Origin of the sequence: Bradyrhizobium sp. Leaf396 (genome assembly GCF_001424605.1) — a bacterium.
In the GTDB taxonomy this organism is placed as follows: domain Bacteria; phylum Pseudomonadota; class Alphaproteobacteria; order Rhizobiales; family Xanthobacteraceae; genus Bradyrhizobium; species Bradyrhizobium japonicum_C.
Genome location: NZ_LMQJ01000011.1, coordinates 99,069 through 121,411, shown reverse-complemented (window position 1 = coordinate 121,411; position 22,343 = coordinate 99,069). Strand labels below are relative to the sequence as shown.

The following is a 22,343-nucleotide window of genomic DNA, read 5'->3' as shown; positions in this document are numbered from 1 at the left end:
TGATCCCGATCCTCGCCGGCTATGTATCCCATGAAAATGGCCACCCCGTTCCCGAGGCGGCCATCCTAGCCGATTTGCCCGGCTTTCCACACAGCCTGCATCGAGGGCGGGGCTTCGGCAGAGCTGATGCGTTCTAGTCGACGACTACGCGCGCACGCCTCCCCGGGCCCCTGAGGCCGTGGTGGTTTTGGTCGTGCGTTTGGTAGTCGTGAACATGGCGCAGACTTATGCGGGAGAGTCTTGCGGGCGTCAATGGCCATTCGGCCCATCGATTTCCCCGGGCGGACAGCCGCTGCTATCTGGCCCGTGCGCCAGGCGGCTCCAGAATGACCTCCTTGAGGTCGTCGCCGCTGATCACGACGATCGCAAAACTGAGCCGGCCGCGCTCGCGCACCAGCCCACCGCTGATCGCCTTGCCGGAGGCCGCGCGCTCGGCGACACGGACGGCATCGGCGAGGCGGTGCCTGATCGCGCCCAGCGCTGCGAGGTTGCTACGGTCCTCGCGGTCGAGCTCCGTGAGGGGGAGGGCGGCTTCCCCGTCGACCAGCTCGCCGGTCGACGCACTGATGGTGTGGCGCCAGATGCGGTCGTTGTGCACGGTCTTCACCCGATACACCGGCACGCCGGCGGCACCGTCGAAACTCACATCCGCTGTCGTGGCGCCGGCGTGCCGGCCTTCGGCAATCGCCATGGCCTGGCTGATCGAGATCGGTACACTGCGGAAGCGCTCGATCTCGCGGCTGATGGCCAGACGGTCGGCATCCGCGTTGCCAACCGTCTCGCCGTGCAGGGCGATTGGGGTGCCTCCGGCGGAGACGATCGCCTGCGCCGGCGCTGCGACGAGCAGCGCTGCGAGGGCGGTGGCGGAAAGCGTCCAGGGGTGTGCTGTCGTCATACTCGAAACCCTCGGCCAGCGAGTGTGCCGGATGATCGTAAAGAATTCGCGGCCGGCCTCGGGCAAAGGCCGGCCGCGGAGCGCCGCGGCGGGCCTTACCTGCCGTGGCGACCGAAAGCGATACGGACCTCTTTGGGGCTGTGAAAAAGCGACCCGCACCAACTTGTAACGAAACAATACCGTATCGTTTTATTTCGGTCAACGGTGGCGCGACCGTTCCCCATGGAAACCTCAAGAGCTCACGAGATCGTCAGCGCGAGGAACGGCGCCTCGTTGGGACCCGCGTCGAGTCCTGGACCCGGTCGGCAGGTCCCAGCGCGCCGGCCAGGAACAGCTTGATCGCCGCGCGCATGCGCTTTTCGGCTGTCTTCAGCTCCAGCGCCGTTCCGAACGTCGCCATGCGGTGAGTGTGACCGACGACGACGTCGAGAAATACCTCCGCGGCGATGGTGGTATCTTCGACGTCGAGCGCACCTTGAGTCACCAGATGATCGAAGAAACGCGCCGTGGTCGCGACCGCCTTGAGCCAGCCTTCCTCCTTGCCGAGCTTGGCGACATCGGGGAAGTTGATGGCTTGCGCCGTCATCATGCGGCTGAAGGCGACGGCATCGGGACCACAGGTGAAGGTCAGCATCTCGCGGCCGATCTCGACCAGCCGCTGCTCGACCGAGATGTCCGAGGCGCTGCTGAGCTGCGTCTCTGCTGCGGCCGAGAGCGGTGCGAGCCAGCGCGCGATCTCGCGTCTCAATACTGCCGCGAACAGCCCGCGCTTGTCGCCATAGCGCGAATAGACCGTGGGCTTGCTCACCCGAGCGGCTTCCGCAACGGCGTCAAGCGAAGTTGCATCGAAGCCGCGATCCAGGAACAGGCGGGTGGCGACCTCGATCAGCCGCTGGTCTCGCTCGATCGCAGCTGACTTCGTCGGCCGGCCGCCGCGGGATTTCGGCATCTCGCGCCGTGGTGCTGCCGGTTTCGTCCTGGTCGCAGTCAATCCCATGCCCAATGATTCCTGCGCATTGCTCTCGTCAATCGCTCTATATCGTGCAGGGGCGGGTGCGTCATCGCCAATTTGGCCGAATTGGCCGCATCGTCAACGGTCTCCGTTGGACCGCGTTCCGTCACGAAGGATCAAGGAAGCGTCGAGGTCCAGGCTTGGCCGGATGCAGCCCTCTCGTATCCGTATTGATACAGCGCCCGCATATAGGCGGTATCAAATCCCTCCGAGCGCGGGGCGGGGTAGTCGCGCGCGATGTAGGAGAGATGAAAGCCCAATCGGTTGCGCTTGGCGAAATCGTAGGTCGAGAAGATGATCGAACGCGTTTGCGATTGCGTGATCGCCGAGAGGCTGCGCGAGGCAACGTCGATGGTGCCGTTGGCGACGAGTTCGAAGTTGCGTTCGATCTTCTTGTTGACAAGGATGTAAATGTCCATCCTCGCATTGCCGGGCAGGCGGCCGCTCTGGAACAGCAGGGCTTCCGGCAACGTCAGCACCGGCGCCGTCACGCCGCCGTCGACATGCATCTCCTGAAACTTGCGGCCTTGTCCTTCGGCATCGATCATGATGGGCGGAAACACCAGGGGAATGCTGGCCGAGGCCGCCATCACGTCTCGGAACAGCTTCAGCGCCTCCGGGCTTCCGACCGTCGCGATCTTGCCCATATCCCAGATCGCGGTGCGCTGGGTGTCCAGGTCGGTCGTCACCACCAGGAGCTTGCGGCCCTTGGCGTGCTCGCGCGCGACCTGCGCCATGATCTCCGGACCGACGTAGGCTGCGACCAACTCGCGCAGCCGCGTGTTGCCGAACAGGCCGGACCCGAACAGCACGCGCATGATGCTGGGATCGTCCAACAGGCTTTCCGCGATCCCGCTGGTGTAGACCTCCTTCAGCGTGTCGTCGTATTGCGGACCAAGAAATGCAAACGGAGCGATCAAGCCTCCGGTGCTGACTCCCGAGACGACCGAGAAGGTGGGGCGGGTTCCGGCCGCGGTCCAGCCGTGGAGCACGCCGACGCCGTAGGCGCCATCGGCACCGCCACCGGAGAGTGCCAGATAGGACTTGGGCGCGGTGCGGGTGTCTTTCTCGAAGCTGAACTTCGTGACGGGATCGTCCGCGTAGCGCCGGAGACCATCGATATCGAGCACGCGCGACGTGCTGGCTTCAGCGGCCGTGTAGGTCGTGCGAGGCAGAGAGGTGCAGGCGCCGAGCGCCAGGCTGCAAGTCAGCACCAGCAGGCCGACGCCTCTATGTCTGATCCGGTCACGCGAGGAGACCGGTTCGTCGTTCGAAGATGAAGGGTGGGACATTGTCGTTGGCTGGCGACCACGCATCTACCGCCGTCAGCAAATCGCCGCGGCATATCGACCAGCCCCGGGGAAAACTATACTGTATCGTTTTGTTTTACAAGGGCGACGGGGCACTGATCTTGCGCCGATGGCTGTCCCGGTCTGAAGCACAAGGGGGGCCCGAGCATGGCTTCGCGGTTGATCGGCTTCCTCCGACACGCAATAAGCACCGCCATGAATCCCGACAATGACCTTCCCAATCACTTTGAGTTGCTCGCCACCGATGGCGCCGCGCGCACCGGGCGCCTGACCACGCCTCATGGCATGGTACGGACGCCTGCCTTCATGCCGGTCGGCACCGCCGGCGCCATGAAAGGCATGCACTGGCGCGAGGTCCGCGATGCCGGCGCCGATATCGTGCTCGGCAACACGTACCACTTGATGCTGCGTCCGAGCGCCGAGCGGATCGCCGCGCTCGGCGGCCTGCAGCGATTCACCGGCTGGAACGGGCCGATGCTGACGGATTCAGGTGGCTTCCAGGTGATGTCGCTCGCGGATCTGCGCAAGGTCAGCGAGCACGCCGTCACTTTCCGCTCGCACATCGACGGCGCCAAGGTGGAGCTCTCGCCGGAGCGCTCGATCGAGGTGCAGCGTTTGCTCGGCTCCGATATCGCCATGCAGATGGACGAATGCGTGCGGCTGCCGGCCGAGCCGGCCGACATCGAGCGGGCGATGCAATTGTCGCTGCGCTGGGCCGAGCGCAGCAAGCGCGCCTTCGAGAGCGCTCCCGACGGCTACATGCTGTTTGGCATCGTGCAGGGCGGCGATGTGCCTCAGCTCCGTCATGCAAGTGCCGAGGGCCTCGTTGCGATCGGCTTCCACGGCTATGCAATCGGCGGCCTTGCGGTCGGCGAGCCGCAGGCGGTTATGCTGGCAATGATCGACGAGACCGCGCCGCTGCTGCCAGCAGAGCGCCCGCGCTATCTGATGGGTGTCGGCACGCCCGACGATATCCTCGAAGCCGTGAAGCGCGGCATCGACATGTTCGATTGCGTGATGCCGACGCGCAATGGCCGGCACGGCGTCGCCTTCACGCGCTTCGGCCAGGTGAATTTGCGCAACGCGCGCCACGCCGACGATCCACGTCCGCTGGACGAGGCGAGCTCGTGGCCTGCGGCACGCAACTACGCGCGGGCCTATCTGCATCATCTCGTCAAGGCAGGTGAGACGCTGGGGGCGATGCTGCTGTCCGAGATCAACATCGCTTACTACCAGTTCCTGATGCAGGGCATCAGGGACGCGATTGCGCAGCGAAAGTTCGATGAATTCTATCAGCGTACGCGCGAGGACTGGGCGAGGGGCGACATCGCCCCGCGCTAGCTCAGTTGCAGATGAAGCTTTGCTTCAGAGCGTGCTTGGTCACGAAGCCATAGCCACAATTGTCGCAGGTCCAGAGATAGCTGATCACGTGGTCAGAGACGTAGGCTGATGCTTCGGCGGCGACCATGGTGTCGGCGCAGACGGGACAGGTCGGCAGCTCGCTGCAACGCGGATCGCGGTTCAGTGCGACGGTCGACATCACTTCAGCAATTGCTGACATCGTGGTGACCTCCCTACTTTAAGACATAAGTCTAACATAAGCAGAAGCGGTTGACGAGGTCGCAACACAAATGCGGTGGTTTTCTGATCTTTGTTGCTCACGCGATTTTGCGATGCAGCGTACTTAACATGTGCCGGATTGTCGCTTGCTTGTCGCCGTAAGCTGTCTGTAACTGCGCAAATGGTCGCGACAGAAATTCAGATCGTCGCCATAGGGAGTTCATTATGGACACATCGTCCACCACGGGTGCAACGCACCAACCCGGCCGCGGCCGGATCTATGACTCGGTCGTCGAGGCCTTCGGCAATACGCCCACCGTGCGTTTGCGCCGGCTGCCCGGCATGCGCGGCGTCAACGCGACCATTTTGGCAAAACTCGAATATTTCAATCCTGCCGCAAGCGTGAAGGACCGCATCGGCGCGGCCATGATCATCGCGATGGAGAAGGCGGGCATCGTCAAGCCCGACACTGTGCTGATCGAGCCGACCTCGGGCAATACCGGCATTGCGCTCGCATTCGTGGCGGCCTCCCGCGGCTACAGGCTCAAGCTGGTGATGCCGGAGTCGATGTCGATCGAGCGACGCAAGATGCTGGCTTTTCTTGGCGCCGAACTGGTGCTGACGCCGGCGGCGCAAGGCATGAAGGGTGCGATCGCCGCCGCCGAGGAGCTGGTGAAGACGACGCCGAACGCCGTGATGCCGCAGCAGTTCAAGAACCTCGCCAATCCCGATGTGCACCGGCGTACCACGGCGGAGGAGATCTGGAACGACACCGGCGGCAACATCGACTTCTTCGTGGCCGGCGTTGGCACCGGCGGTACCATCACCGGCGTCGGTCAGGTGCTGAAGCCGCGCAAGCCGGGCTTGCGTGTGGTCGCGGTCGAGCCGGAGGAGAGCCCGGTCCTGTCGGGTGGACAGCATACCCCCCACAAGATCCAGGGCATCGGCGCCGGCTTCGTCCCTGACATCCTTGATCGCGCGGTGATCGACGAGATCGTGAAGATCAACTCCACGACGGCGATCGAAACCTCGCGCGCGCTGGCGCGTCAGGAGGGCATTCCCGGCGGCATATCTTCGGGCGCGGCGATCGCGGCGGCCCTGGAGATCGGCAAGCGACCGGAGGCTACGGGAAAGACCATCCTGGCGATCGTGCCGTCCTTCTCCGAGCGCTATCTGTCGACGGCTCTGTTTGAAGGAGTTTAGCAGATGGCAGATCAACCGAGGCGACCGCGTACGCTTGGCGATGCCAGGAGCGAAGCGGAGGCCGCGTTCAAGAAGGTGACCGCAAAGGTGGCCGCCGCGCCACCCAGGCAAATCGCCGTTCCCGGGATCAAGGAGCAGGTCACGCTGCGCATCGATCAGGACGTGCTGGAGTTCTTCCAAGAGGGCGGGCCGGGCTGGCAGGACCGCATCAACGAGGCGCTGCGAAAGGCGGCGGGGAAGTAGGCAGCGTCGTGATTGCGCGCGCAGCGAAACAATCCAGATGTCTCCACGGGACAGCCTGGATTTGCTTCATCGCAAGGGCTCCTTGCGATGACGGAGCATGCGGCGACATCGTCTTACAAAGAAAAAGCCCGGCATGAGCCGGGCTTTGTTTTGAGAGTGGCTGGCGCCTCAGCGGCGGAACATGCCGCCCATCATGCCGCCGACGACACCGCCAACGAAGGCCGCGCCGGCTGCATCGCCGGGATTGCTGCGGTGAGGAGCCGGTGCCGGCGCGCTGCTCGGAGGCGGCGCGCTGGCGCGCCGGGCAGGCTTCTGACTGGTGTCGCTCGCCGTCGCGGGCGCAGCCATGATCTCCGAAAGCAGGGCCTTGTGCTGGTGCTTGTTGAGGTAGCCGGACGATGGATAGCCACGCGCGGCCTGCCAGCGCCTGAGTACCGCGCGGGTCTCTTCGCTGAACACACCGGTCTGCTTGGTATCGAAGCCGAGGCTGGTGAGCCGGCGCTGCACGTCGCGTCGCTGGGTCTTGTTGAGTCCGATCTGGTCCTCGGTGAGCTGGGTGGCCTCGTCCGTGAAGGTTGCGGGATCGACGCCCGCGTTGAGAGTGCGGGTCGCGGTCGAGGTGCCGCTCTTGATTGCTGCGAGGCGTGCCAGCGCCAGCGCCTTGAACTGGCCATTCGGATAGGCCGAGAGATAGGCGTTGAGCTCCTCCGGCTTGTTGGACTCCTTCACCGAGCGCCAGTATTCGAGCTCCACGCCATCCGAGCTGCTGCTGGCCCCCGGCACGATGCCGGAAGCGGTCGGCGCTGCGTTGGCGACCTGGGTCGTCGGGGCCTGATTGAGATAAACGGAGCCGGTCAGATTGGTGTGGCCCCAGGGCAACTGGCTCTTGCGGGTCTCTTCATTGACTTGGGCGCGCACCGAGGTCATCGCCTGCTGGATCTCGACGCCGGGCTTGGTGATGTTGTCGATCAGCGCGCGGGTGAACGGGCTGTTGTTGCCCTCCTGGCCGTCGAGCGCGGTCTGGCCGGGACCGGTGGCGAACGCGATCAGCGTGCCTTCACCGGACTTCATCTCGGCGAGACCGCTCTGCACGTTGACGCTGCGGGTGGCGGCATTCGACTTGATCTTGGCGGCGAAGGGATTGTCGCGGCAGGCGTCGAGGAAGACCAGCTTGACCTTGGCATCGCCCATGGTTTGCTCGAGCGTCAGGTCGATGTTGATGGCAGCTCCCAGCTTGACGTCCATCTCCGATTTGATGTCGGCATCGACGGGCAGCAAGTAGTTGGTACCGCTGACGGCGATGCCGTGGCCGGCATAGTAGAACAGCGCGATGTCGGAGCCCTGCGCCTTGCGACCGAAGTCGAGCAGCTTTTCGGTCATTTGGTCGCGGCTGAGATTGGAGCCTTCGATCACCTCGAAGCCGACATTGCGCAGCGTGGCCGCCATCGCTTTGGCATCGATCGGCGGGTTCGGCAGTTGCGCGACGTTCTTGTAGGAGCCGTTGCCGACCACGAAGGCGACACGGCGGTCGGCCTTGGCAGCACTGATCGACAGTGCCATGCACATCAGCGAAGCGAGGAGGGTGAGATAGCGCATTCTGAAATCCCCAGAATCGAATTGCAGGCAGCAACAGACTGGCAACGAACCTACACGAAGTGCCCGACTTCGCGCCACCAAAACGGCCGCCCGTTGGGTTCAACCCGCTGCTGTGTGGCCAATGTGCACGATGGAGTGCCTCTCCAACGTGATCCAAATCACACGGTCACTTAGTTTTGTCGCTCGGGGGCGGCGCGAGGTTCACTGCGCGCGAGCGGGGACCGGCGAAGTGGGCTTCAAATTCAGGAGATTGCCACCGAGGATCAGCGCCGCCCCCAGCACGGTCCAGGCATCGAGCCGCTCGGAATACAGCAGCCAGCCGGCAGCCGCGGTCAATGGAACCCGCAGGAAGTCCATGGGGACGACGATCGTTGCGTCGGCATAGCGCATGGCGCTGGCGAGACAATAGTGTGAAAATGTACCGCAGACGGCAATCACGCCGAGCCAGGCCCAGACGTAGGTCGATGGCCAGGTCCAGACGAACAGCGTCGGAACGAAGCCTGCGGCGGACTGCACCACCAGCATCCAGAAGAGGATCGAGAGCGCACTTTCAGTGCGGGTCAGCGATTTGACGAGGGCCATGGAGATGCCAAAACCCATGGCTGCTCCAAGCGCGATGAGCTGACCCGGATTGACCTCGCCAGTGGCGGGCCGGACGATGACGATCACCCCAACCAGTCCGAGCACGATGGCGGCGATCTTCCAGGGCGTCATGCGCTCGGATAGGAAGCTTGCGGCAAGGATGGCCGTCCAGATCGGCATTGTGAACTCGATCGCGACCACCTGACCGATCGGGATCAGCGTCAGCGCAAAGAACCAGCCGAGCTGGGCAAAATAGTGCACCAGATTGCGCCCGATGTGTTGCGGCAGGCGCGATGTCTTGACCGTCTTCAAGCCGCCCGCGCGGTAGATGATGGGGGCGAGTAGCACGAAGCCGATCAGCGACCTCACCTCCATGATCTGAAAAACATTCAGCTCGCGCGTGGTCTCGCGCCCGGCAACCGCCATGACCAGCATCAGCGAGAGCCAGCCGGCCATCCACAGTGCAGCCATCGCTTTGGACGGTGTCGTGCTCATGAGGGGCCGGATGCCGGAGGATGGAAAGCCGAAAAGGACGGCCGGTATCGGCGACATTGCCGATGTTTGCAACGGTCAAATCTGCGGATGCAGCGATGCAGGGCTCGTGCTAGGCATCTACTGGATAACGAGAATATCGGGAGACCTTCGCTCATGCATATCTTGCAGCCGGCCGAATGGAAAAAACCGCGTGGCTTTTCCCATGGCATTGTGGTCGACGGACCCGGGCGCTGGGTGGTTCTGGCCGGCCAAACCGGCGGCGACGAGTCCGGCAATTACGCGCCCGACATGGCCGCGCAGGTCGCGACTGCGCTGAAGCGGATCATCAACCTACTCGACGAGGCCGGGGCCGGCCCTGAGCACATCGTTCGCCTGACCTGGTACCTGACGAGCCGCAGCGAGTACGAGGCGGCCGGTGCTGGCATTGGTGCCGCCTGGAAGGAAACGCTCGGACGTAATTTTCCACCGTCGACGCTGCTCTACATCCCTGGGCTCGTGGACGAGCGGGCCAAGGTTGAAATCGAGGTCACGGCGTTCGTGCCGGACGCATAAAAAAGACCCGGCGAAGCCGCCGGGTCGGTTTTCAAACGCGCGGCTCGCCTCAGCGCGACATCGAGATGTTGGCGCCGCGGAATTGACTGTCAGCGCGTATATTGACGGTCTGCTTGTTGCCGCTCGTCTTCAGCGCGATGTTGGCGTTGAAACCGGCGGCAGACGCGACCAACTCGAAGTTTCCGCCGCTGCCACGACCCTGGAGAGTGCCAGAGATGTTGCGGCTGGCCTCGCTCCAACTGCCCGAAATGGCACGGCCAGCAGACTGAACGTTGGCGGCGAAGGCCAACTTATAGGCGTCGCTGGCGCACGTTAGGGTCAGTTCCATGGTGGGACCGATGGGTGCGTATTTGGCCCGGCAACGAATGCGTTCCGTCGACCCGTCCTCCAGGCTGACCGTGCCGGCGCCACTCCAGCTTCCCGCCATCGGCGCGAATGGACCGGATTGCGCCTTGCTCTCGGAGCTGACGGCTGTGGCCGCAAGCAAAACGGCAGCCGCGATCAGCAGCCGCCGGTTCCGAGCGGGAGCCTCCGCTGTTCTATAGGCGCGATGCTTCCCAGCGCCCGCTGCACGGTATGCCTGCTGATGCTCCATTCCACTTCCCCGATCCGGCGTTGCCGTTGAGTTGACCGTTGGCATATGCACCATTGATCGAAACCTTCACAAGTCCCCCACTGCCGATGGTGCCGGAAACGTTAGCGCCAGGCGCGGTGATTTTGCCGCCAGCTACTGTCAGCATGGAGCTGGCGGTCGGCTCGCACGAGCCGGTCTTGGTCACGATGGTGACCTGCCAATTGCCATCATAGGGGCTCTGGGCAAGAGCGGGGGCGGCGAGGGTGCCGGCGAAAACTGAGGCGGCGCAGAACGCCGCGATGCGACCAAAACGCATGAATCGTCCTTGAATGTCTCTGAGATGCTGACGGTTTATTCGGACGAAATGTGACGGAAATTTGATGCGACGCCAAACCGAAAATTATTCGTTTCGGGACAATGGTTTATTTGCGTTTTCGGCTCCAATTTCCAAAGTGAAATCAAGGCCCCTTCACGTTAAAGGTAAACATCAAGGAGCCTAGGAGAGGCTCGGTGCGGATGTCGCGAACTGCTCGTCCTGGACTTTGGCTGGCAGCGCCTTGTGGACCTTGGCGTAGTCGATCACATCGGCCAGCAGCTTGAGCCCGAGCGGCGCCAGCGCGCGCTCCCAGAGTTCGCGTGCGGTCTCGCCCTTTTTGACGAAGCACCAGTCCTGGGCGGCGATCGCGCCGGCGTCCATGCGGTCGGCGAGATGGTATATCGTGCCGCCGGCGATCGGATCGCCCTCCTTGATGGTCCATTCAACGGCGGCCTTGCCGCGATGGCGTGGCAGCAGCGAGGGGTGATAGCCGATCCCGCCGAGCTTGGCCGCGGCCAGCGCGTCCTTGCCGATCCGGGCGTGGCTATGTGCGGTGACGATCAGATCGGTGTCCGGGGCAATCTCGGAGGCCACCACCAGCTTCGGATTGGCCTGCACCACGACGTCGATCCCGGCAGCTTTGGCGGTCGCGGCGAGGCGATCCTCGGCATCGGCAACCACGACCCGGATGACCGAGACGCCGTGCTCCCGGAGCATGTTCAGGGTGGTCACGCCGAAATGGCGGGAGCCGACGAGGGTAATTCGCATGGGTATCCGATCCGTCTCGCAACTGCGTCATCCCCCGATAACACGTCCGCACGCCCTGTCACCACCCGTGGAGCGTTTGCGCAGGTTATCAACAATGCGCCGGGTCGCCGGCTGCGCACATCGGACGAGGAGCCGCCGGCGCTCCATCGCGCCTTGTCGCGTGTCTTCGCATCACCGTCTGGCGTTGCCGCGCCGCCACGGCCCGCGGGCAAGCGGCCGCTGAGCGGTTCCTGTGTTGGTTTTTGACAGAGCGGTCTCCGATCGGCTGATAACGTGCGCCGACCAGGGCTGGCGACATCTCGACCCGCATCCGTTTTCGAACCCGGCTTGGCCGCTCGCGTGATCGCCAGCGGCCTTTTCATGCCGCGCATCACGAAGTCATCCAATGGTAACGCGATCTCAACCAGCTCGGTGTATCGACGAATCCGTCGCGGATTTGTATTGCGTACCGCGACATCGAAATGGCCGGCGGGGCGGGCGCGCCGTCGGGCCTTTTCGCCGGGACAGATTTGATGCCGAGCGCAATCGAGCAGATCGTCGACGCGTATGTGCGTCTGAAGAACCGCCGCGGCCTCGATGAGCTGATGATGCACAGGCAGCGACTCGCGGTCGATCTCAAGAGCAGGTCTGGTTATGACTTCAGCCTGCCGATCGGTCAGATCGACGAGGAGATCGCGATTATCGAGGCGGGGCTCAGGCGTCTGAAAGCAGAAAATTCTACGGCGGTCTAGCACGGTCGCGAGCCGCCTCGTGCGCGGAATTTGAGGCCCACGCTTCGTCGGAGTCCAAGTCGCGTTCATGAACGGTTCAGGCCGATCCGGTCTTAATTGCGAAGTCCATGCCGCTGCCTCTATCGCTCAGTCGCGCCGGCCGCCGTCAATGACTGTGAAAAGCGGCCGCGCCGGCGTCGGCTCGACCAGCAGCTCGTCCACCAGTGCAGTTGCCGCATCAACGTATTTGCGTGTCGGCTTGTCGAGAGGACGCTTGGCCTCGTCGTCGAGCGCCACTTTTGCGGCCTCGACCAGCTTGCGCATGCGCGCCGCATGGTCGTCGCCCGCCGTCAACGTCGCGCGCGCCAGCGAGCGCAGCACGAACAGCTCGCCCTCGAGGCGGAGCAGACGGTCATTGAGCCTGGTCAGGACGGCGTTGAGGTCGGCCATGCGGTTCGTCGCGGAGGATCTATCCTGATCTAGCGGCGATCGGTGAACGGAATCCAAATAGCGCCCGTGCAATTCGGCCGATCCCGCGACGCCGCGGGCAGTTACCACTCCACGTCCGCCCAACGCCTCCCGAACACAGGCGGCCTCGTTTTCACTGCTTGCCAGCCAAAGAAATGATGCTTGCCGGACCAAGCGTGCACAACGCTGTTACAGATGCCGCATTTGAAACTGCCGGTGTGAGCTTCGCTGTGCTCCTCTCTTGTCGCGGTGTAGTTCATGCCGCAACCCGCGCAGGTGAACTCTTCGATCTTCCAGATGCTGTTGGCCATTGCACCGACTGCGTTTCTGATCTCGATGCACCGTAGGCAGCAGCGTTTGCAGCGGCGTAAACCGGCGCGGGGGAATCCGGTTAACGGGCGTTAGCCAAGGCGAGTGGAAGACCGGGCATTTCGGAATGCGGAGTGGCCCGACATGGTCCTGGTCCTGGACGTCAGTTCCAGTCATCTTGACGGCGGTTGCGTTGCTGGCAATAACGGCCAGGCTGCGCCGGAAGTCGCGTTCATGCCGCAAGGAAAGCTGTGCCCGTGAAAAGTCTCCGTCAGCTCCTGACGGGAGAGGACGTCATCCAGCTCGTGATCCGGCTCGGCCTGCTTGCCTTGCTGATCATCTGGACTTTCCTGATTATCCGCCCGTTCGTGCCGATCCTGGCCTGGAGCGGCGTGCTCGCGGTCGCGTTCTATCCGGCGTTCAGCTGGGTTGCCAAGATCCTCGGCGGCCGGCCCAAGACCGCGGCAGCGATCCTGACCCTGATTACGCTCGGCATCGTCATCGGTCCAGCGACCTGGCTCGGCATCAGCGCGGTGGACGGCGTGCGAGAGCTGGCGCACCAGCTCGGCACCGGCGACCTCGCGCTTCAGTCGGCGCCGGAACAGCTCAAGTCGTGGCCGCTCGTCGGCCCCTGGCTCTACGAACTCTGGGACCAAGCCTACAACAACGTTCGGGCGGTGGTGCGCGAGGTGGCGCCGTATCTTCAGCCGCTGGCTGGCCCGCTGCTCTCGCTCGCAGGCGATGCCGGCGTCGGAACGCTCCAGTTTCTCGTCTCCGTGTTCGTAGCCGGCTTTCTCTTTCCGCATGGGCCGAGGCTGGTCGCGGCCGGCCGCGGCTTTCTGTTTCGTATCGTGCCCGAGCAGACCGAGCATTTCCTGGGGCTGGCGGGCGCGACCATCCGCGCCGTGGCGCAGGGCGTGATCGGCGTCGCGATCGTGCAGGCGCTGCTCGCCGGCATCGGCTTCAAGCTCGCCGAGGTGCCTAGCGCAGGGCTTCTAGCGTTCATCGTGCTGCTGCTCTCGATCGTACAGATCGGGGCCTTTCTCGTCCTGCTGCCGGTCATCATCTGGATATGGACCGCCAAGGACGTCACTACGGCGCTGCTCCTTACCGTGTTTCTCGTCCTTGTCGGCTTCATCGACACCATGTTGAAGCCGCTTGTCATGGGACGCGGCCTGACCACCCCGACCATCGTGATCTTCGTCGGCGTGATCGGCGGCACGTTGGCCCACGGCATCGTCGGACTGTTCATCGGACCGATCATCCTGTCGGTGGCCTGGGAGATGATGATGGCCTGGATCAGGACGGAGGACCGGGCGGAGGCGGGGGAGCGCTGATCGCGCCTCGACGGCTTGTCTGCCGATCTTGCCGGGCTGGACCGATGGCTCGCCGTCTGCGATCGAAGCGTGCCGCGAACTTGTCTATTCGACTAGACAAGTTACGATTGAGCCGATTCTCTTTCGATGACGGCAGCAATGGCGAAGTCTTCCAAGCTGGTTGCCGCCAAGCGCGGCAAGGTATTGTTGGTCAGACGGCGGTCGGACGGCCTTTGGATGTTTCCGGGCGGCCGCAAGCGTGCGCGCGAGTCGGACAAGGACTGCCTGCGGCGGGAGATCAAGGAGGAACTGCCCAAGCTGAAGCTCGGCAGGATCAGCCTCTGGAAGGAAGTGAAGGCGAGGAACAAGGTCTCTGGTCGCAAGATGAGCGACGCGATCTTCATTGCCAAGGCCGCCAAGGGCAGGCTGTTGATCGGCGACAAGAAGGAGCTCGACCGCGCCGCCTGGCAGAAGCCCCGTGGCATCCGCCTGACGCCGACATCGCGCTACATCCGCGACCGGCTGTTTCCGAGGAAGCAGCGGCGAAGCTGAGCTAGTCCTCCCGCTCCGCCGATCGCGTCCGCCCGGCGAATCTCCTCGATTGCGGCGCTTGCCGTTCGGGTGCAGCGAGCCTTGCGGCCTCGAGCTCGCGCATCTCCTTGCGGACCTGGCGCGCGGAGCGCATCGCGCGCTTGATGAAAGGGTGCTGGGAGTCTTCGGCGAAGAACAGCACCACCTCGCAGCTCGGACATTGCCTGGAATAGCCGTCCTGCAACCGCCCGGCGCGGTCGCGAAACACGTTCTTGCACCGCGTGCACTGAATCTGGACCGAACTCATGCGCGGACGACAATGACTTTTTAAATGGATCGTCAGCTGATCCCAAATATCTGAAGAAAGCTTGAATGCGTTCGTTGCTGGAGTTTGCAGAGCGCACGCGGCCGAGCGTCCTCGGCGGGCGCGCCTGTTTGCGGAAGAGCCCGTTGGAACACCCGACCGCTATTGCTTGGCCGCCATCGTCTCCAGGCAACGGTTGAGAAAAGCGGTGCGATCCCTCGGCAGCACCTTCTCGAGATCTGCCTTGAGCGCGCATTCACGCTGGCGCAATTGCTCGGCCCGGCGCTTCTCCGCTGCCTCGCGGTATTCGGGGGCAACCTTGTTGGGATCGACCAGCGTCTGGGCGTGGGCAGGGGCCATCGCGAGCAGCGCGATGATGCTGATGAAAATGAACGACTTCAAATTTTCCTCCATCAAAGCGGCCATCCTAGCGCGCGGCGTATGCGCGCTCAAATGGGGATGAGGTACCCTGTTCCGGCAGGAGGTGTGTGAGCCAGTTCACAAGCGCGCAGCGAGATCGCTGCTATCGAGATGACATTGCTTGACCAGTTCATTTCGAACGAAACGCCCCAGCGTGGCTCCAAGCGCTGGGGTTTTTTCATGGCCATATGCAAGGCGTCGCCCATCGCCGCGCCGCATGCATCGCGAGATGCAGAGATTGCCCGCGTCGGTTCCGTCTTCGAGGCTGAACAACGGCCAGCTTGTAAGGGATCGCGGCGCCGCCTTGAACGTTGCCAACGAGGGGTGCGTTCGCAGGGCAAATCCCATATGCATGGCGGCGAGTTGCCGATTCGACAGAGAGGGCGGCTCGCATTCTGTTGGCGACGGGTTAGGATTAGAGACGGGTTCAAGTGAGGCTTTCCAAGAAGGCGCGGGTGGCCAAGAAGGCGCCGAAGAAGACCAAAGGATCGCAGCGCGCCACGATCTCGTCTTCGTCGCCGCTCGGCATGATGGCTCTCCATCTGCTTGCACAATGGAAGCAGTCCGGACGCAGTGGCATCGTGTTTCTCGCCGAGAGCGAGAACCGGGCGGAGCGGCTCGGCAGCGTCATTCACGCGCTCGACCCGTCGTGCGAGGTGCTGGTGTTTCCGCGATTGAACACGTTGCCGTTCGATCAGCTGGAGCCGTCCCATGAGCTGGCAGGGCGCAGAGCCTCCGTGCTGAGGCGCCTCGCGAAATCCAAGAAGCCGCTGTTTCTTGTTTCGACGGCCGAAGCCGTGATGGAGCGCCTGCCGCCGCCGGCGAGCCTGGTGCGCCTGAGCCTCAGCTTGAAGGTGGGCGGTGCGTTCTCGGAGGAGGACCTCGAGGCGCGCCTGCAATCCCTCGGATACGATCTGGACGATGAGCCGGACTATCCGGGTGGGGCGCTGTTCCACGGCCAGACCTTCGAGATATTTCCCGCCGGCGCGCTGGGGCCGTTCCGGATCGAGCATTCGGATCGTGCGATCGAGCGGATCGTGGCATTCGACCCGAAGGAGCACAGGATCATCTTCGAGACCAAGGAGCTGCTCGTCGATCCCATGTCGGAGCGGCTCGGCCTCGCCGGCAAAGGCAGCAAACGCGCCAGCCTGTTCGACTATTGCGGTGGCGCCAAATGGATCGGCGATGCAGGCGTCCCCTCGCATGCAGACAGATGGCTGGATACGATCGAGGAGGCCGCGCCCCGCGCGGAGCGCGAGCGCGAATATCTCGGACGGCGCGACTGGAAGCAGCTCTCCAAGGGCATGAAGGTGCTGCCGCGGATGGTGTCGTTTCAGGCCGTCCCGGAGTTCTCCAAGCTGACATCGTCGAGGAAGGCGCTGCGTGGCTTCGTCGAGGAGAGACGCCGGGCCGGATCGCGATTGATCCTGGCCGCCGCGCACGAGGACGATCTGCGCGTGATGGAGCGGATGGGCGGCGTCAAGGCGGAGCGCTGCGATGATTGGGAGGAGGCGGCGTGCGGGCGGGGCGGGGCGGCTGCGCTGCTGGCCGATCTCGATGCCGGCTTCGTCGCGCCTGGGAAGAAGCCTCTGGTCGTGGTGACGGCGTCCGACGTGCTCGGCAGCCGCGCCCATCATCCGCAACCCATGGCGCGCGCCTGGAGCGCGGCCTTCGATCATGCCGACGTACCCGAGCAGGGCACCGTGGTCGTCCACCTCCAGCGCGGCCTTGCCGTGCTCGACGGCCTGCAGACGGTCAACACCGGCGGCGGCGCGATGCGCGAGATGATCCGCCTGAAGTTCGCCGGCGACAACGCAGTTCTGGTGCCGCCGGCCGATCTCGCCTTGATGTGGCCCTATGCGGCGGAGCTCGGCAAGCTTTCGCTCGACAAGGCGGACGGCAGCACATGGTGGGCACGCCGCGGCGAGGCCGAGCGCGAGATCCAGGCTGCCGGCAAGGTGCTGGCCAAGCACATCAGCCAGCGCCGCCGGCGGCGCGGCGAAAAGCTGGTGCCGCCGGGATCGGCCTATGAGAAGTTCGTCGCGCGTTTTCCTTATTTCACCACGAGCGATCAGGCCAAGGCGATCGACGATGTGCTTGACGATCTTGCATCCGGTCATCCCATGGACCGGGTGGTCTGCGGCGACGTCGGGTTTGGCAAGACGGAGGTCGCGCTGCGCGCTGCGGCCGCCGCGGTGCTGTCGGGCAAGCAGGTGGCCATCGCGGTGCCGACCACGGTGCTCGCACGCCAGCACGTCGCAACGTTCCAGAAGCGCTTCGCGCCGTTCGGGATCGAGGTGGGCAACCTGTCGCGGGCGACATCCGGCGCGGAATTGCGCGAGACCCGGGAGGGACTTCGCAGCGGCCGGATCAAGGTCGTGATCGGCACGCAGGCGCTCACCGGCAAGGACGTGAGGTTCGACGATCTCGGCCTCGTCATCATCGACGAGGAACAGCATTTCGGCGCGGCCGAGAAGGCAAAGCTCGCAGGCCTCGCCAAGAACGTCCATGTGCTGATGATGAGCGCCACGCCGATCCCGCGCACGCTGGCCGCGGGCCTTGCCGGCTTCCGCGACCTCAGCGTGATCGCCTCGCCACCGGTGCACAGGCTTCCGGTGGCAACCCGGATCGCGCCGCTGTCGGATGCCGCCATCGCCTCCGCGCTGCTGCGCGAGCAGCGGCGCCACGGCCAGAGCTTCCTGATCTGTCCGCGCATCCAGGATCTCGAGCCGATGCTGGCGCGGGTGCAGGCGGTGGCGCCGGATCTGCGTATCGTCTGTCTGCATGGCAAGCTGCCGGCGGACGAGATCGACGACCGCATGATGAGCTTCGTCGAGGGCGGAGCAGATGTCCTGCTCGCGACCAACATCGTCGAGAGCGGCCTCGATATTCCCCGTGCCAACACCATCGTGGTGTGCTGGCCGGAGAAGTTCGGGCTTGCCCAGCTGCATCAGCTGCGCGGACGCGTCGGCCGCAGCGGCATCCGCGCCTTCGCTCATCTCTTGACCGAGACAGAGTCCGGACAATCCGAGAAGCGGCTCGCCGTGCTCGAAGAGTTCAGCCGGCCGGGCGCTGGCTTTGCCATCAGCGAACGCGACCTCGACCTCAGAGGTGCCGGCGATCTGTTCTCCGAGCAGCAATCAGGCCACGTCCAGGTGTTCGGGCCCGTGCTCTACAGCCATCTCCTCAGGATGGCCTCGGAGAAGGCCGGCGAGGCGCAAGCCGCGCTGTGGGTGCCCGATCTCAACCTGCCGGTCGGAGACATGCTGCCCGAGAGTTACGTGCAGTCCGAGCCGGTGCGGCTCGAACTCTATGCGCGCGCCGCTCGGTGCAACGATGAGGACGACCTTGAAGATCTCGAGGAGGAAACCGCCCGCCGCTTCGGACCTCTGCCGAAGGTCGCCCGCGACTTCTTCGCCGCGGCCAAGCTCAGGATCGCGTGCAAGCGCAGGGGCATCATCCGCCTCGACGTCGGTCCTGAGGCGGCGGCCGCGACGTTCCTGCCGGGGCGCCTGCGCAAGTCGCGCGGCAAGTCGCTTCAGCGCGACGGCGACCGCGTGATCCATCACAGCCCGATGGGCGACGCGCCGTTCGAGCGGGTGGAGGAGCTGTTCGAATTGCTCGACGAAGGGTAGGGCGCGGTTCCATCGGAGCGAGGGGCAGAGGAGCCGGAATATCCGGAAGAACCCGGAACATCTCACATTGCGCGGATCTCGAAGCGACTTGGTAACGCCTGCTGCGTAGCTTGCCGTTCGATCAACGGAAGCGAACGATGCAATCGTACATCTCAAAGCGGGCGAGCTTGTGCCTGGTGTCCCTGCTGCTGGCGTCTCTCGCCTCAACGGCAGCTGCGCAGGAGAGCCCGCCGGACTACGCGCGATACCGCGAAGGCCTGTTCCTGCGTTACCTCAATGCCGACGAGGGCGACTTGCGCGAGGTGCCGCGGATCGGACTGTCCTTCGGTGAGCGGCCGATCCGGGCGGTGCTGGATTCCGGTTCGACGGGCATCGTCGTTGCCGCGAGCTTCATTCCCAATTTCGACCGGCTCGCTTCGCTTGGCGAAGGCAAGCTCACCTATTCGAGTTCCGGCCGCGTCATGCTCGGACAATGGGTCGTCACGCCGGTCGCCCTGGTCGGCATCGATGGTGCGGCGGTGCAGACCGAGCCGATGCCGGTGCTCGCGGTGACGCGTGTCGATTGCCTGCAGCACGCCCGCGACTGCACGCCGTCGGATGCGCCGCACGGCATCGCCATGGTCGGCATCGGTTATGGACGCGAGGGCGACCTGCAGAGCCAGAGCACGCCGGAGAAGAACCCGCTGTTGCGCGTGACCGGCGGTCACGGCGAACGGCGCCGCGGCTACGTGCTGACGGCGCACGGCGTTCATGTCGGCCTCACCGGCGCGAATACACGAGGGCCGTTCTCGTTCACGAAGCTGTCGCGGCAGCCGGACCGGCCGGACTGGTCGGCGACGCCTGCCTGCATTTCGTTGAACGGCCGGACCCCGCCGGCCTGCGGCAGCATGCTGGTCGACACCGGCGTGTCCGTCATGTTCATGACCGTTCCGGCCGAGCAGGCGGGCGGCGCGACCGCGTCGCTCGACACCGGCACCAGCGTGTCCATCCGGGTGGGAACGGCGGAGAAGTCCACCGAGCTCTACCGCTTCGCCGTCGATGGCGGCTCGGCGCTGGCGCCGGATCGCATTCACCTGCGGGTGTCGCCCGACCGGACCTTCGTCAACACCAGCTTCCATCTGCTGAACGGCTTCGACGTCCTCTACGACGCCGACGGCGGCTATGCGGGCTTCCGCCGGCGCGAGGCCGGCGCATCGCGATAAGCTTTCCCATTGGAGTACCCGAGATGAAGAGACCGAACGTCGTGGCGAGCGGAGCCCTGGCCCTGGCCGCATTGATCACGCTTTCCACCTGCCCAGCCCGTGCGGCGGGCCAGCTGGTCAATTCCTGGCGGACGCCGGACGGCTGGCTCACCGAGATGCGCGTGCATCCGAACGGCGCCAGGGTCTGCTCGACCGGGAAGGCGGCGCAGGCTCCCCGACCGTTCGGGCTGTCCATCGTCCGGAGCGGAACCGAGAACGTGCTGCTGGTGGTGGACGAGGCACAGCCGCCGACCAGCGCGGGCGACATGTCGTTCGTCCAGGCCGGGAAGACCGTGGGCACGCTGCGCACGCAGGTTGCGGGGCCCGCCTTTGCCTCCGCCGATCCCTTCAGCAGCCAGACGCCCGACCTCATCGCAAAGCTGACCACGGCCGCGCTGACCATCGATGTGGCCGGGCGGCAATATCAGACGGACATGGCGGGCCTGCCCGACGCATTGGCCCAGCTCGCCAAGTGCGAGGCCGAGCCGAAATGAGCTAGGCGGGGAGTCCCTGCAAAGACGGGCGAAACGCAAAACCCGAAAACAACCCCATGCACAGTAGCCAGGTGCTTGCCGCAGGAGCGCTTCTGCGGCAGGTTTCGCCTCGGCCGAAAATTCCCCCTTTGACCCGTCAGGCAAAACAGTGGCATCCTGCCATCTTCGGAAAATCCGCTGCGACGGATGCCGCTGCCGCGGACCGAAGTGATCGCACGCGAGCGCGGTACGGAGGAACCCGTAGTCGGACGGATCGGCAAGCCCGTCCGCCGGCCGCGCCGCTAACGTGGAATTAATCCAGAAAGCCGACAATTTTAGGCAGTTGTGTATGGGTGCTGCGTAAGCGGAGCGTCGTGATGGCGTTCCAGGGGCGGCTTCCTGTTGCTCGCTCCATGGGGGTCAGTGCAAATGACCGCGTCCTTCGAAACGCCAAGCTTCGCCGAAGAGCTCGACGCCGTCGCGCTTGCAGCCGCTGCATCGGCTCACGAACCTGCAGTCACCGATAGTCCAGCACTGATCGAGCGGCCAAGCCGCAAGACGGTCCTGCTGCTGGCGGCGTGTGCCGTCGCCATCGCCATCAACGGCGCGGCGGCGGTCTATACGCTGCCGTCCGCCTTGCCTTCGTTCAGTGTCGCGAGACTGGCTGAACTGCTTCCGCGCAAGGAGGCGCCGGCGCCGAAACCGGATCCCGTCGTCGCGACGTTGAAGGAGATTCAGTCGGCGCAGCAGCAGCACACCGCGTCGCTGCAGGAGAACAACCAGGCCCTGCAGCAGAACGCAGCGCTGCTGCAGCAGGACTCGCTGGTGCTGCTGTCGCTGCGGCAGAGCATCACCGAGGAACGGGTCGACGTGAGGAAGATATCGTCGCAGCTGTCCACGCTGATCGCGAAGGTCGACTCGCTTTCGCAGAATGTCTTGATGTCGGACGTCACGTCGTCCGTCCGGCGCGCCAATGCCCGCTACGGATTGTCCGCCGCGATGCGCAAGCGGATGGTGCGGCCCTCGAAGCCTTTGGGGCCGGTTTCGGTCGGAGGCGCGCCGCTGAGCGTGCCCGCAATGGTGGCGGCGCCGGAGAGCTGAAGGGCAGTGCGAGCGGGCAGACGCGCTTAAGCCGCCTGCTCCTCGAACGAGGTGTGGACGCGGCCTGTGGGTTCGACGACCTGGACGTCCCAGCACCCGTCCTCGACCAGCTCCCTGGCCTTCTTGAGCGCGGCGGGGAGCGAAGGCCGCTTGAGACTGACGACGCCTGCCGTGTCGAAACCCTTGATTTCAAACATGCCGCTCCTCCGGTTTTGGTGAAGCGTACACGTTTCTCGAGGGATGTCAGCGGGCTTTGTGAGCTTAGAGATTGGCGCAGCGTCGAGGGAGCGGCAATCGGCAGGGCTTGCGTCTGCGACCTCGATCCAGCGCGCGATTTCGCACGGCACGATGCGTAGTTCTTGCTGCCCGGGAGAGATGCCACAGAAGCCGGTCGGCTCAAGGAAGCCGGGGAAGGCCAAATGACAAAATGGCTGGGCTCGCCGGTTCGCGCTGGCGGGCCTTTTCCTTGAGCCCTATCCGTCTTGGTACGGAACGCCGTTGTCGTCGCAGATGCGCGCGAACGACGTCTTAGCCTTGTCATTGTCGAAACAGAAACGGGTGCCGATGGCGGCGCGATCGGTACACCAATTCACATCGTTTGCTTTTGCGATGCGCGCCGCTTCCCCGCGCAGCAGATCCAGCTGCCGCCCGGGAGGAGCGCGAACAATCAAGGAAGATTCGGTTTTCATCCAGCGCTCCGTCTCGGGCAAAAGGCCGCAGCGAACGGCG

At 64.4% G+C, this 22,343-nt stretch carries 26 protein-coding genes; 11 read left to right on the top strand and 15 right to left on the bottom strand.

Features of this window, described 5'->3' with window-relative positions:
- Positions 1-295: 295 nt before the first annotated feature.
- From ASG57_RS13060 to ASG57_RS13050, 3 genes are all read right to left on the bottom strand, one after another.
- Positions 296-895, bottom strand: coding sequence for a PepSY domain-containing protein (locus tag ASG57_RS13060; protein ID WP_057196474.1), 600 nt, complete (start codon positions 893-895; stop codon positions 296-298).
- A 250-nt stretch (positions 896-1,145) separates the two neighbouring features.
- Positions 1,146-1,892: a TetR/AcrR family transcriptional regulator gene (locus ASG57_RS13055; RefSeq protein ID WP_057196473.1), complete on the bottom strand. Its 747-nt coding sequence runs from the start codon at positions 1,890-1,892 to the stop codon at positions 1,146-1,148.
- Positions 1,893-2,023: 131 nt separating this feature from the next.
- A complete protein-coding gene (locus tag ASG57_RS13050; RefSeq protein ID WP_230646674.1) occupies positions 2,024-3,199 on the bottom strand; it encodes a patatin-like phospholipase family protein in 1,176 nt (391 codons plus the stop codon).
- A 213-nt stretch (positions 3,200-3,412) separates the two neighbouring features.
- Between ASG57_RS13050 and tgt the strand changes: the two genes are divergently transcribed.
- Entirely contained in the window at positions 3,413-4,558 is a 1,146-nt protein-coding gene (gene tgt, locus ASG57_RS13045; RefSeq protein ID WP_024342737.1) for a tRNA guanosine(34) transglycosylase Tgt, read from the top strand.
- A gap of 1 nt (position 4,559) precedes the next feature.
- On the opposite strand, the gene ASG57_RS13040 is transcribed toward tgt, so the two are convergent.
- On the bottom strand, positions 4,560-4,778 hold the full coding sequence (locus ASG57_RS13040; RefSeq protein WP_024342738.1) for a hypothetical protein: 219 nt from the start codon (positions 4,776-4,778) through the stop codon (positions 4,560-4,562).
- Between the two features lie 224 nt (positions 4,779-5,002).
- Here ASG57_RS13040 and cysK point away from each other — a divergent pair, with 224 nt between their 5' ends.
- The gene (gene cysK / locus ASG57_RS13035) at positions 5,003-5,980 is read left to right on the top strand and encodes a cysteine synthase A (protein WP_024342739.1); all 978 of its coding nucleotides are present in this window, start codon (positions 5,003-5,005) and stop codon (positions 5,978-5,980) included.
- A gap of 3 nt (positions 5,981-5,983) precedes the next feature.
- A complete protein-coding gene (locus ASG57_RS13030) occupies positions 5,984-6,223 on the top strand; it encodes a BrnA antitoxin family protein (RefSeq protein ID WP_024342740.1) in 240 nt (79 codons plus the stop codon).
- 168 nt (positions 6,224-6,391) lie between these two features.
- On the opposite strand, the gene ASG57_RS13025 is transcribed toward ASG57_RS13030, so the two are convergent.
- Positions 6,392-7,819 (bottom strand): caspase family protein, encoded by a 1,428-nt coding sequence (locus ASG57_RS13025; protein ID WP_057196471.1) that lies wholly within the window; start codon positions 7,817-7,819, stop codon positions 6,392-6,394.
- Positions 7,820-8,020: 201 nt separating this feature from the next.
- A complete protein-coding gene (locus ASG57_RS13020) occupies positions 8,021-8,896 on the bottom strand; it encodes a DMT family transporter (protein WP_057196482.1) in 876 nt (291 codons plus the stop codon).
- Positions 8,897-9,049: 153 nt separating this feature from the next.
- On the opposite strand from ASG57_RS13020, the gene ASG57_RS13015 reads away from it, so the two are divergent.
- Positions 9,050-9,448, top strand: a complete 399-nt coding sequence (locus ASG57_RS13015; protein ID WP_024342743.1) for a RidA family protein — start codon at positions 9,050-9,052, stop codon at positions 9,446-9,448.
- 49 nt (positions 9,449-9,497) lie between these two features.
- On the opposite strand, the gene ASG57_RS13010 is transcribed toward ASG57_RS13015, so the two are convergent.
- The 3 genes from ASG57_RS13010 to ASG57_RS13005 form a co-directional block, all read right to left on the bottom strand.
- Entirely contained in the window at positions 9,498-10,043 is a 546-nt protein-coding gene (locus ASG57_RS13010) for a hypothetical protein (RefSeq protein ID WP_057196470.1), read from the bottom strand.
- Positions 9,988-10,338 (bottom strand): hypothetical protein, encoded by a 351-nt coding sequence (locus tag ASG57_RS36645; RefSeq protein ID WP_080654976.1) that lies wholly within the window; start codon positions 10,336-10,338, stop codon positions 9,988-9,990. The genes ASG57_RS13010 and ASG57_RS36645 overlap by 56 nt, the downstream gene beginning before the upstream one ends.
- A 180-nt stretch (positions 10,339-10,518) precedes the next feature.
- Entirely contained in the window at positions 10,519-11,106 is a 588-nt protein-coding gene (locus ASG57_RS13005; protein ID WP_024342745.1) for a formyltransferase family protein, read from the bottom strand.
- A 512-nt stretch (positions 11,107-11,618) separates the two neighbouring features.
- Between ASG57_RS13005 and ASG57_RS13000 the strand changes: the two genes are divergently transcribed.
- On the top strand, positions 11,619-11,837 hold the full coding sequence (locus ASG57_RS13000; RefSeq protein ID WP_057196481.1) for a hypothetical protein: 219 nt from the start codon (positions 11,619-11,621) through the stop codon (positions 11,835-11,837).
- Positions 11,838-11,963: 126 nt separating this feature from the next.
- Here ASG57_RS13000 and ASG57_RS12995 read toward each other — a convergent pair whose 3' ends face one another.
- Positions 11,964-12,266, bottom strand: coding sequence for a hypothetical protein (locus ASG57_RS12995; RefSeq protein ID WP_024342748.1), 303 nt, complete (start codon positions 12,264-12,266; stop codon positions 11,964-11,966).
- A 101-nt stretch (positions 12,267-12,367) separates the two neighbouring features.
- Positions 12,368-12,595, bottom strand: coding sequence for a hypothetical protein (locus tag ASG57_RS12990; protein WP_024342749.1), 228 nt, complete (start codon positions 12,593-12,595; stop codon positions 12,368-12,370).
- Positions 12,596-12,844: 249 nt separating this feature from the next.
- Here ASG57_RS12990 and ASG57_RS12985 point away from each other — a divergent pair, with 249 nt between their 5' ends.
- The gene (locus ASG57_RS12985) at positions 12,845-13,930 is read left to right on the top strand and encodes an AI-2E family transporter (RefSeq protein WP_028146101.1); all 1,086 of its coding nucleotides are present in this window, start codon (positions 12,845-12,847) and stop codon (positions 13,928-13,930) included.
- A 138-nt stretch (positions 13,931-14,068) separates the two neighbouring features.
- Positions 14,069-14,461 (top strand): NUDIX hydrolase, encoded by a 393-nt coding sequence (locus ASG57_RS12980; protein WP_024342751.1) that lies wholly within the window; start codon positions 14,069-14,071, stop codon positions 14,459-14,461.
- 1 nt (position 14,462) lies between these two features.
- Here the strand turns inward: ASG57_RS12980 and ASG57_RS12975 are convergent, their stop codons facing one another.
- Both ASG57_RS12975 and ASG57_RS12970 read right to left on the bottom strand, forming a co-directional pair.
- Positions 14,463-14,708 (bottom strand): hypothetical protein, encoded by a 246-nt coding sequence (locus ASG57_RS12975; RefSeq protein WP_422868054.1) that lies wholly within the window; start codon positions 14,706-14,708, stop codon positions 14,463-14,465.
- A gap of 198 nt (positions 14,709-14,906) precedes the next feature.
- Positions 14,907-15,146 (bottom strand): hypothetical protein, encoded by a 240-nt coding sequence (locus ASG57_RS12970; protein WP_024342753.1) that lies wholly within the window; start codon positions 15,144-15,146, stop codon positions 14,907-14,909.
- Between the two features lie 545 nt (positions 15,147-15,691).
- Between ASG57_RS12970 and ASG57_RS12965 the strand changes: the two genes are divergently transcribed.
- From ASG57_RS12965 to ASG57_RS12950, 4 genes are all read left to right on the top strand, one after another.
- Complete coding sequence (locus ASG57_RS12965) at positions 15,692-18,799, top strand: DEAD/DEAH box helicase (RefSeq protein ID WP_057196480.1); 3,108 nt, start codon at positions 15,692-15,694, stop codon at positions 18,797-18,799.
- Between the two features lie 137 nt (positions 18,800-18,936).
- The gene (locus tag ASG57_RS38675) at positions 18,937-20,001 is read left to right on the top strand and encodes a hypothetical protein (RefSeq protein ID WP_200948555.1); all 1,065 of its coding nucleotides are present in this window, start codon (positions 18,937-18,939) and stop codon (positions 19,999-20,001) included.
- A 23-nt stretch (positions 20,002-20,024) separates the two neighbouring features.
- A complete protein-coding gene (locus tag ASG57_RS12955) occupies positions 20,025-20,534 on the top strand; it encodes a hypothetical protein (RefSeq protein WP_057196468.1) in 510 nt (169 codons plus the stop codon).
- Between the two features lie 408 nt (positions 20,535-20,942).
- Complete coding sequence (locus ASG57_RS12950) at positions 20,943-21,614, top strand: hypothetical protein (protein ID WP_057196467.1); 672 nt, start codon at positions 20,943-20,945, stop codon at positions 21,612-21,614.
- Between the two features lie 26 nt (positions 21,615-21,640).
- Here ASG57_RS12950 and ASG57_RS38670 read toward each other — a convergent pair whose 3' ends face one another.
- Both ASG57_RS38670 and ASG57_RS12940 read right to left on the bottom strand, forming a co-directional pair.
- Positions 21,641-21,811, bottom strand: a complete 171-nt coding sequence (locus ASG57_RS38670) for a hypothetical protein (RefSeq protein ID WP_200948554.1) — start codon at positions 21,809-21,811, stop codon at positions 21,641-21,643.
- Between the two features lie 276 nt (positions 21,812-22,087).
- Positions 22,088-22,303, bottom strand: coding sequence for a hypothetical protein (locus ASG57_RS12940; RefSeq protein ID WP_057196465.1), 216 nt, complete (start codon positions 22,301-22,303; stop codon positions 22,088-22,090).
- Positions 22,304-22,343 lie beyond the last annotated feature (40 nt).